A 9,829-nucleotide genomic window follows, 5' to 3' on the forward strand; every position below is an offset into this window, starting at 1 on the left:
TGGAACGGAGCGCCCGACCGGCGTCTCCGCACGATCTGCTGCGGCCCGACGAGGGCCGAGAGGATGACCTGTGCCTACCGCCTGCCGCGCACGATCGCGGAGAGGCTTGAGACGGCCCTACGCGGCCGGAAGAATGCCGCTGCAGCCCTCGCCCTCGCTAAGTGGCTCGGACGGTTTTGGAGCACGCCTAGCCGGTTCCTGAGCGCCTTCCCAATCGATCGCAGGGCCATCGCCGGCCGCGAGGATCTCGGCCTGTCCGAGGCCCGTGTGAGGGGCGCCATCGCGGCGTTGGAGGAGGTCGGGTTCCTTGATCGGGCCGAGCCGGCTGCGGGCAGGCGCTATCAGCGCACGGACGAGGGCCTGCAGCGGCGCGCCATGCTCTTCCGGTTCGGCCCCGACTACGGGCAGGCCTTCAGGGCGGCCAACGCGCGGGCTCAGGCGGCCCGTGGAGCCCCGGCGCCGGCTCGCCGGCCGATTACGCCTTCCGCGCCGCTGCGGCCGCCTGTGAGCCTCCCGGCGCCCTCTAGGGCCATGCCGGCGGCTCAAGTCGCCCATAAGCAAAGTTCAGGCGGAGCCGTATTGCTTATGGGCGAGAAGGGTCGGGCAACTCCAGAATCGGGATTGGAAGCTGCACTAGAACGGCTGCGCCGGGCGGGAGGGTTCTGAATCGACGAGGCGAGCGGAACCGTCGCAAGAGCTGCCGGGACGGCAGGGCGACGGTGACCGGCGCGGCTTGCGAGATTCGGATGGGGTCGCGGAGGCGGTCGGCGCCATGCGCTAGCTGCAGGCTATCGGAGGGTGCTCGGGATGTGTCGCGATCCTCAGCCGGCGCGGTGGAACCCGACGCGCAACCAGGCGTCGTGTCGCAAATCGCACCCACACGACCGATGCGAACCAGCATGGCTGATCCGACATTCGACCAAGCGCGGCGGCAGGTTGAGGAGACGCTCACGGAATTGAACCGGCAGGCGGCCGAACTCCGCCGGTCGGCCGAGAAGCTGCTCCACGATGAAATAGCCGCCGAACCCAAGACTACCGACACCCAACTCGCCCGAAAAGCCCGCCACGGCAGGACCGGGCGGGCCGAAGGCGCGCTGAGCGCTTCGGCGCTTATCACGGCTCGATCAACCTTGGCTCGCCCGGCAACGGAAGCGGGCTGCCCATCTCGGCCGCGACCTCCGCCATCGTCGTATCTTCGGGCGTGCTCATGACCACGAGAGCGAGAAAGGCTGCGTAGGCCACGGCAGCAAGCAAGACGGTAAGTCGCTCGGCACGCAGGCGCTTCTGCGAATGAATAAACGCACAGCCGAGTGTAAAAACCGCCGCCTCGGCCGCGGCAACGACAATAGGCAGAGTCATGCCACCTCTTTCTTTCGCGAAAAAGGCGCATCGTTGCCGATGCGCCTAGTTCGGAGAAATTCCCCATACTCAGGTACAGGTGGATAAACCATGGATCGCCTGAGTGGCTTAGGCAACCTGCATTTGTGGGACTGCACTCAGCCGCTATATGGCCCCAGGTTGTCACCGCCCCGCGTGAACGAGCGAGTGGCGCTCGGGACCCGGGTAAGCGCAAGTACGGAACGAGAGACGCGCCTCACGAGAAAAGCCCGCCACGGCAGGACCGGGCGGGCTGAAGGGGAACCTGGGAGTGCTAGCGGGTGGGACGGTGCTGCCCCGCCGCCGATCCGGAGGCACCCGATCGTCGCCTGCTTCACCCGCGTGGGTAGGACTGTACTTGGTCGTACGCCGCAGACAAGGAACCTTCCGGATTACCCCGATCGTCGCCAAGATCGCCGCATCAGCGGCGCGTAAGCCGGTATATGGAACGCGAATCCGCCCTTCCGGACAGTGTTCGGAAGGTCTCGCGCGGGCCTCGAACCGGCCGCCAGTCGAGGGCCAGTCTATCGGCCTCTAGCGAGGCCTCGCGGGCGCGTCGCTGGACTGTGCTAACCTTGCGCGGCTCGTCGCCGTGCCTCCTCTTGGCGGCGAGCGGCGGGCCGGGCCTGAGAGGGACTCCGAAGGGCTCGGTCCGCACCTGCCGGGCAAAGAGAGGCCGGCGCGGGAGGCCGAGCCGGCACTCAAGGTATGCGCAAGGGTGCGATGGAAAGATCGCAACCCTGCAGGGCAATCGCCGCTCGCCGCGGGCAGTTCCCTCGCGCGCGCGCCGTACGGTCATTAAGGGATTCAACGGCTCCGGCACAAAGACGCCGGCTCGGGTCACCGTCGACATTGACGCCGCCGTCGAGGCCTATCCAACCGCGAAGGCCTCCGCCGCGAGAGAGGACTTCAAGGAGGAAACGCGGCGGCTCTCCGTCCGGACGGCGATCCTGCGGGCGCGGCCGACATGATACCGCGGGGCCGCTGAAAGGCCCCTATGGGGCGCCCCTCTCGGCTCCGGTCGGCTGCGGGGCAGGTGCACTCAGGTCCAACAGCGCCTGAAGGTGGAGTTTGGTCACGTCCACCGTCGCCACCTTCGCGTCGACGTTCGTGGTCGGCTTGCCGTGCCCGCGATCAAGCACGGCGTTCGCTGCCGTCACCCGAGCTGCCGGCGGTGCGCCCTCGTCCATCGCCACGCGGACCAATACGGCGAGCATTTCGAGGGTGTAGGCCTGAGCCGCTTCCTTCACCTCAGGGGCAACGGCAGGGCGCCCACCCGGATTGGGTGAAGGAGCGCCGCGTAAAAAGCGCCCGCCCTCGCCCCGAATAGGCATAGGTGTGGGGTTGCCCGGCCTGTTGTCCCCTGCTCTCAGGCGGTCGTTCGGCCCGGCCGCGTTCCACTCCTGCTGCACGGCCTGCACAGGCTGCACGGGGGTTTCAAATTGGGCCCGGGAAATTGCACGGGCCTCGCGCCGCCCTGTTTTGGCAGTGGGGGGTGTTTCTATATCCATATTCCTAGCTTTCAAAAAGGGCTGTGTAGGTTGTGCAGCCTGTGCGGGCCCTTAAAAATCAATGGCTTGCGCCGAGGCGATGCCTGTGCAGATCACCTCGGCGCTCGTGCAGGCTGTGCGGCTCCCTATTCCGGCGTTTCGTCACCCTCCCCCCTGCCCCACACGCTCGCGTCGTTGACGCCCCGCAGATAAGCCGCCGCGAACGCGGCCCGAGCCGCGTCGAGCGTACCAAGGCAGACCACCCGGCGGCGGCTATCGTCGCTGAACGTCACCTGCGTCGGCGGCCCGAAGATCGTCAGCAGCTTGCCGAAGGCGTTCGTGCCTGCCCCTCGCAGGTAAGGGCGCCCGGTAGTCCAAGCCTTGAAGCTCGCGCTCAGAGCCTCCTTCGTCGCGAACTCCGGCCATTCGCCGTCCCCGTCTTCGAACTCCGGATGGTATGGGATCGCGGTGGCAGCCTCCCGCGCGGTGAGGGGCTTCGACGCCGGCAGGCAGCCCCGAAGTAGCTCGTAAAGCCACTGCTGCGGCGCCGGCAGCGATTGGACGATCTGTCCGACGAGGGCGCTTGTGGTCGGGGCCCGCCGCACGGCCGCTTCGTCAATCTCCATCACGGCCAAGTCGCGCAGGAAGGCTCGCACCTCGGGGGTCTCGGGCTTGAGCACCGCGTATAGCTCACGGAAGTAGGCCACGTTGCCCACCTGCTCGCCGCTGACATCGAACACCGCCCATCGCCGGGCGTCAGCTTCAGCGCGGATCACGTGATCCTCATTCGAGGTCATCACGAACCGGTGGAAGCTCGGCACAGATACCGCGTCGATGCCCTTCGGTTCGATCGTCAACGTCGCGTCCGTGACCATCGCCTTGAGGCGATTGTTGGCAGCCGGGTCGCCCGCGAAGACGGCCTCGTCCGCCATGACGAACAATGCCTCTCGCAGGTGTGCGTTGTGCTTGCCGAGCAGCGCCTCCGGGCGTTCTGCGCTGACGACGTGGGCGGGGTGGAAGATCGCCCGCAGCAGGTTGGTGAACGTTGTCTTTCCCGACCCCTGCGGCCCCTTAAAGATCGGCGCCGTGCCCGGCTTCTCGTGCGGGCGCTGCGCGGCGTGGGCAAGCCAATTCATCAGCCACGCGAACAGGGATTGGTCGCCCGCGCAGATGACGTCCCGGAGATATGCGCGAATGGTCGGCCAATCCGACCCCGCCGCGGCCGGCGTGCTGACGAAGCCTTGCCACGTGTTGAGGGCGCCCTCGGGCACGGGCAGGCCCTCGCCTGTCACCCCCTGTGGCCACATCGCGACGCCTTCGGGATAGGTGCGGCGCCCGCTCCACCCGAACCAAGCCGGGGCGATCGGGTGCCGCCGGGCGTCAGGCCCGGTGATCTTGTTGGGCGCCTCCAAGTCCATGAAGGCCGTCTTGGTCATCATGGACGGCACGCTGCCTTCCGGCCCGAAGCGCAGCACGACAGTGCTGCCGCCATTTCGTGCGACCGCGTAGCGCCCGTTCATGGCTGACAGCGCTGACACGTGCTCGGGCATGTCAGCGGGGGCAACCTTCGGCGCACGAGGGGCCCGGCCGGTCGCGCCAGGCATGTCGTTGTCGTTGACGGGCACGCCTTCGAAGTCGAGGCGGGCGAGGAAGTTGCCCGGCAGCGGGGCGCCGCGTTCGCGCATCATGTGGAACACCTCGCGCAGGCCCATCTGCGCGGGCTTATCCTCCTCCCGGATGATGCGCCGGATCTCTTCCATGTCCGCGGTCCCGGGAGCGGTCTCCCACCGGTCCGTGAACCTGAACAGGGCTTCGGCTACCCGGTCCTCACCGAGCGCCGGGAGGCAGAGCGCAGCGAACGCCTTCGTGAACATGACCCAACGATTGCGGCTGCTGATGTCGTTCCGCGTGTCAGCGAGCCCCGACAGCAGCGCCTCGGCATTGGCCTCCACCAAGGCGGTCAGATCGGCTCCGCCGCCGTTACGACCGCTGCGGCTGAAGGTTGCGCCGCTCACGAGCACGCCGCCGGCCGCTTCCATCGCGGTATCGCACTCGGCGATGATCGCGTTCAGCTCGTCGATCGGGATCAGCGGGAGTTCGCTCGGGTGCATCTCCACGATGCTCGTCCCCGAGGGCCACGCGTAGGCGACCCCGCAGGGGTGGGTGCCATGCACGACGGATTGCTGCCCTTGGCCAAGCAGCTCGACCCTGTTGTGGTTCTCCTTGGTGTCCGGGGCGCCGTCGAAGATGAACCGCCGCCCTTGCCGCCGCACGGGCTCGGAGCCATCGGCGGTCTTGGTGCGGACGAAGCGGGTTCCAACCTTCGCCGGGTTGCCAAGCCGATGCGGAGCGCCCGGAAGGCGCCGCTCAAGGATTTCGTTGACAGCAGTGGCCGCGGCAGGGGTGAACACGTCCGCATCGACGGCGACTACATGCTCGTCCGGCGGCAGTGAGGGCTGCGGGCCGAGGATGAGGCCCATGCTCGCCCGCTCCGGCCGCTGCCATGTCTCCACCTCTGCGGCAGTCGGGACGCCGCGCTGCGGCCACTCCTTCAGGAGAGGCCTCTTCTCGCCGTGTTGGATATGTACGGCGCGCCACTTGTTCGTGCGCAGAGCATCGCCGTAGTCCCGCCAAGGCTGACCGGACTTGTTACGGGCGCCAAGCCGATGTAAAGATTGAGCCGACATGGTTCTGTGCTTTCTCACAGTGGGTTAAACTTCGGCTCTTGGCAGGGCCATCAGGGGCGGGGATTATTTCCCGCCCTTCTTTTTTGGTCTCGATCCCTCGAACTGCTTTGATACTCGCGGGTTAACCTCTAGCAAGGCCGTGCCTCGTGCAGGGGGCGGCCCCCGCAGTCCACGATGCGGTCATTCACCTTTTGGTACAGACCGACATCCGCAAGGTCTGACAGGACCTCTGCGGGGCTGACAGGGGGCGTCCTCTCGATCCGGTCGACAAGTCTGACGATGTCTGCGAACGTCCTGCCGTTCGACTCCGGGAGACCCGGGTTGTCGTCACGCGGGTCGTAGCTCAACACCCCGATATGCTCCACGCCGTTGCGCAGCCGCACGACCCCGGGGACAGGCACCGTTTGCGTGAGTGGGCAGCCGGCTATGTTTGCGCCTTGGACGCCCGCCGCACGCACCGTGCGCACGAGGCGGAGGGTTTCATCGCGAAAGGCGTTGCGATCCCGCTCCGTCTCAACGGGGATCGGCTCCTCGAACGTCCATAGCAGGATCACCGAGTAGTGCGCGGGGTCGCTGATGTAGAAGGGGCGCGTACCCGCGCGGATTGCGCGGGCGAGCAGGGGCTGCGCCACCCTCACCATGAAATCGAGCGCGGCAGCTCCCGGATTGATCCTGCACAGCTCTCGTGCTTGATGATCGAACGTAAGGCGAACTGCGACCGCGCGGATGCCCGTTACTTCCTCCTTTCTCGGGATACGCAGCGTGTAGGGCGCCTCATTGAGGACCATCACGAAGTCCTGCGGGTCGGCCTTCGAGAAGACTTCGAGCAGGTCTTCCCGGCACCGCTGCCGCGCCTGCTTGTCGGAACGGTAGCTGTTGATGATGCGGCCGCCATTTGGGCCGAGTTGCGCCGCATGTTCGCGCGAGGTCACGGTCACGCCACCGCGCAGGAGGTCGAAGGCGCGCAGCGCCTCATCCACGCGGAGGGCTGAGGTTTCGGCTATGGGCTCATCAAGCCCGAGGCCCGCGATATGGGCACGGGGGGTCATTGGCTGATCCCCTGATTGCGGCGGACCGTCCGGGCCTCAAGCCACCGGTTGACGTCTGTGCTCCGGTACAGGATGCGCCGCGGCGATGGCCGGATTTCGGGCGGTCCGTCCTTGGCAGTCGCAAGCTCGCGCTCAAGGGTGCGCAGGCACACCTTGAGCTTCGCGGCGAGCTGTCGCTGCGTCATCAGCTCATCTTCCATGATATTCCCCGCGTAAACACCGCACCTACTGCCGAAGCCGACTTATGTCGCTCCGCTTGCGACGAGTTAGCGTATAACGACGACGAAGAGGTCACTACAATTCCCGCGCCGTAGCGCGGTGGAATGATCTGACAACATTAGGCTACACCTGACTAAAATCTGCGGCGACCCGTCGCAGGTCGTTCAGGGAGTGTGTTATCGCGCCACATCGGAGTGGGCACAGGGGCGGCGGCGCGTCACGCCTACACAGCCCGGTTCGTATTTTTCCGCGGCCGGGGTGTCTTGCGCCTGAGGCCCCCGGGGTGGGGGGCCGGGGCATGGCCGGAGAGCCGTAGCCGAGCTGCCCGGTGCGCTCAGCGGCAGCGGGACCGCCCACCTGCCTTTGCGGGCGCCGCCGAGGGACCCGACGGGACCCGGGGGGGGGGGGCGTGAGGGCCGGCTCGGGCAGCGGTCGGGTTCGGGCTCAACCGGGCAGCGCTGCGGCCGCGCAGCGGGGCAGCCCACCTGCCTTGCGGGCGCCGCCGGGGTTCCTGCCGCTACCCGGGGGGCATGGCGGCCGGCCCTAGCAGGCTCAGGGCAGGCTCATGGCCGGCTCCCGGGCAGCACCGCTTCCGGGGAGCGCTGCGGCCGTGGGCGGGCTTGCGGCGGCTGTCGGGCGGCCCCACTGCCCGGGCCCTCCCCTGCCTGCAGCGGGACAGCCCACCTGCTTTGGCGGGCGCCGCCGAGGGACCCGACGAGACCCGGGGGGCCTATCGGGCAACCCCGCCCGGCAGCCTGTCCGATCACCCCCGCGAGCAGATCTCCACGCCCCACCGCTGCCTGACCGATCGGATGCCCGACGATCTGCGCGCGTGCAGAGCCATGCACCATGCGCCTGTCCGCAGAGGTATACCGCAGCGGACAGGCTCGGAGAGGCGGAAAACCCCGTCCGCTAGGGTTGATTTCGGCCTACGGACACGCTTTCATACGGACAGATCCCAAACGGACAGTCTGCCCGCCATGACCTCAGCCCCGCAAACCATCCTCTACGCCCGCGTCAGCACCCTCGACCAAACCGCCGCCCATCAGGAGAAGCAGGCCGTCGCGGCAGGCTTCCATATCGACGAGGTCGTGACCGACGAGGGCGTGTCAGGTGTCAGCACCCGCCTTGCTGACAGGCCGGGAGGGCGCCGGCTGTTCGACAAGCTGCGCCGCGGCGACATGCTTGTGGTCCGATGGGGTGGACCGGCTCGGCCGCGACTACGCGGACGTGTGTGAGACCATCCGCGAGTTCATGCGCCGCGGGGTCGTGGTGCGGACCGTCATCAACGGCCTGACCTTCGACGGCGCCACCAAGGATCCCATGCAGAAGGCCGTCAGAGACGCGCTGATCGGCTTCATGGCCGCGACGGCACAGGCACAGGCCGAGGCGACGAAAGAGGCTCAGCGGGCCGGGATTGAGCACGCCAAGGCCCGTGAGGACGCCTACAGAGGGCGTAAGCCGTCCTACACCCGGGATCAGTTCGCGATCGTGCGCAGCATGCTTGGGCAGGGGGTAGGGGTCTCGGCCATCGCGAAGGCTACCGGCCTGTCTCGGCAGACCGTGTACCGGATTGAGGCGGACCCGGCCGAAGCGGAGGCCATCCTCGCGCGGTGGGCGGCGTGAGTGGGCAGCCGAACATCAGCGGGCTGCTGCGGCTTGAGCGGTCGCGGCTTCGTGCACCGGGGCCGGGGCTATCCCGTCCGGCGCCATGGCCACCATGAACGACGCGCCGTGGCAGTAGCGTGCCACCGATCGCGGTCCTGACGGATCTCATCGAGCACGGCCTGTAGCACCTCCACCTGCGTGGCCCTCAGGCGTTCGGCATCCCGCTCCTGACGCAGGACCTCCGCCTCATCCCTGAGGCGGCTGCGCTCGGCGGCGTGCTCTTCCTTCAGAGCATGAAGATCTCGCTCTAAACGGCAGATGTGGTTTGTTAAAACCGAAACAACAGACGCCCCATCGTCGTCCCCATCGCTACCCCCATCAGCGGGGGGATCGGCGGGGGGCTCAGACCCCCTCCCCTCCTGCAGGTGCTCAATGGGCACTCCCACCCGGGCCATGCCATCGTTGCCCAACTGACGGGCCCATCGCTTGCGCCTCACGAGGTTGCGGGCGCTGTCCCCTCCAATGCCGAGCGCTTCGGCTAGCTCGGCATACGTCATCCACTGCACGTCGTCGGCCATGGGGCCACCGCTCGGGGGATCGATAGGGCCGCGAGTGGGGCCACCGATCCCGCCATGGGTGGCCCACCGTGACGCTCCCGAGAAACGGTTAAGGGCTCGCTAACACGGTTGGGGAGTCGCAAGGGCGAAGGCCCCATCGAGGGCCCCGCGCGACCCTCCATGCGAGGGGGGCATGATGGGGCCGACTCGCGGCACGGCTGACTCCTGCCGTTTGACGCGCGCCGTTTGACGCGCGAGCGCGCGCTCTCGGGCGTACCCGAGCACAGCGCCACGGCCCCGGCGTGTCAGCCGCTCGGCATAGTATGTCAGCCGTTGAGCGCAGCGTGTCAGCCGTTGAGGTGTTGTCAGCACAGAGTTTTGTGGGGCTCGCCCCTCGTGCAGGGGTATCGGCGAGTTTTATTGCTTGTGCCGCCCTCTATTCAATCAAAGCCATAAAGTTGTGCCCATAATCGGCACCGGGTTTTGCGGAACTGAACTATATGAATACTTGGCCGCGAAAAACGATCTTCAACCCAAAGTCAGGGCCTACTCACTTGTCAGGCGGGTATTGAGGCGAGCGAGCGCCGGTGGGATTTGACGGGCGGCCCCGCTTCGGGCCTGATGTGCGATCAGGCGACCGGCATCACGCCGAGTCGCACCAGGAGAACCACCGCCGCCGCAGTGAGACCCTGAAAAGCCAACGGCCCCACTCCTTGCCGGGAGTAGGGCCGTGGAACCGCCGAAGCGGCGATGTCGGGAACCAATAGCCTCCCGATATCGCCAGACCCTCCTTCGGGAGTCAACCGAGGACGCCGCTTCTCGGAACGGTGAGGCTTTGCCTG

At 67.2% G+C, this 9,829-nt stretch carries 6 protein-coding genes and 1 pseudogene; 1 reads left to right on the forward strand and 6 read right to left on the reverse strand.

From position 1 onward, the window contains the following. Window positions 1–1,113: 1,113 nt before the first annotated feature. The 5 genes from MNOD_RS41140 to MNOD_RS41160 all read right to left on the reverse strand — a co-directional run bounded on the left by MNOD_RS41140 (window position 1,114) and on the right by MNOD_RS41160 (window position 6,803). Window positions 1,114–1,359 carry a hypothetical protein gene (locus tag MNOD_RS41140; RefSeq protein ID WP_012631452.1) on the reverse strand — a complete coding sequence of 82 codons (246 nt, stop codon included), beginning with the start codon at window positions 1,357–1,359 and terminating at the stop codon, window positions 1,114–1,116. A gap of 1,013 nt (window positions 1,360–2,372) precedes the next feature. Further along, window positions 2,373–2,627 (reverse strand): hypothetical protein, encoded by a 255-nt coding sequence (locus MNOD_RS47865; protein WP_198157718.1) that lies wholly within the window; start codon window positions 2,625–2,627, stop codon window positions 2,373–2,375. A gap of 386 nt (window positions 2,628–3,013) precedes the next feature. Beyond that, window positions 3,014–5,554, reverse strand: coding sequence for a DUF5906 domain-containing protein (locus tag MNOD_RS41150; protein WP_012631454.1), 2,541 nt, complete (start codon window positions 5,552–5,554; stop codon window positions 3,014–3,016). A gap of 128 nt (window positions 5,555–5,682) precedes the next feature. Then, window positions 5,683–6,603: a hypothetical protein gene (locus tag MNOD_RS41155; protein ID WP_012631455.1), complete on the reverse strand. Its 921-nt coding sequence runs from the start codon at window positions 6,601–6,603 to the stop codon at window positions 5,683–5,685. Further along, complete coding sequence (locus MNOD_RS41160) at window positions 6,600–6,803, reverse strand: helix-turn-helix domain-containing protein (RefSeq protein WP_012631456.1); 204 nt, start codon at window positions 6,801–6,803, stop codon at window positions 6,600–6,602. The genes MNOD_RS41155 and MNOD_RS41160 overlap by 4 nt, the downstream gene beginning before the upstream one ends. Window positions 6,804–7,802: 999 nt before the next feature. Here MNOD_RS41160 and MNOD_RS41165 point away from each other — a divergent pair. Beyond that, window positions 7,803–8,448, forward strand: a pseudogene (locus tag MNOD_RS41165) (recombinase family protein). 68 nt (window positions 8,449–8,516) lie between these two features. Here MNOD_RS41165 and MNOD_RS41170 read toward each other — a convergent pair. Further along, window positions 8,517–9,008, reverse strand: a complete 492-nt coding sequence (locus MNOD_RS41170) for a hypothetical protein (protein ID WP_012631457.1) — start codon at window positions 9,006–9,008, stop codon at window positions 8,517–8,519. Between the last annotated feature and the right edge of the window lie 821 nt (window positions 9,009–9,829).

This window comes from Methylobacterium nodulans ORS 2060 (assembly GCF_000022085.1).
Taxonomy (GTDB): Bacteria; Pseudomonadota; Alphaproteobacteria; order Rhizobiales; family Beijerinckiaceae; genus Methylobacterium; species Methylobacterium nodulans.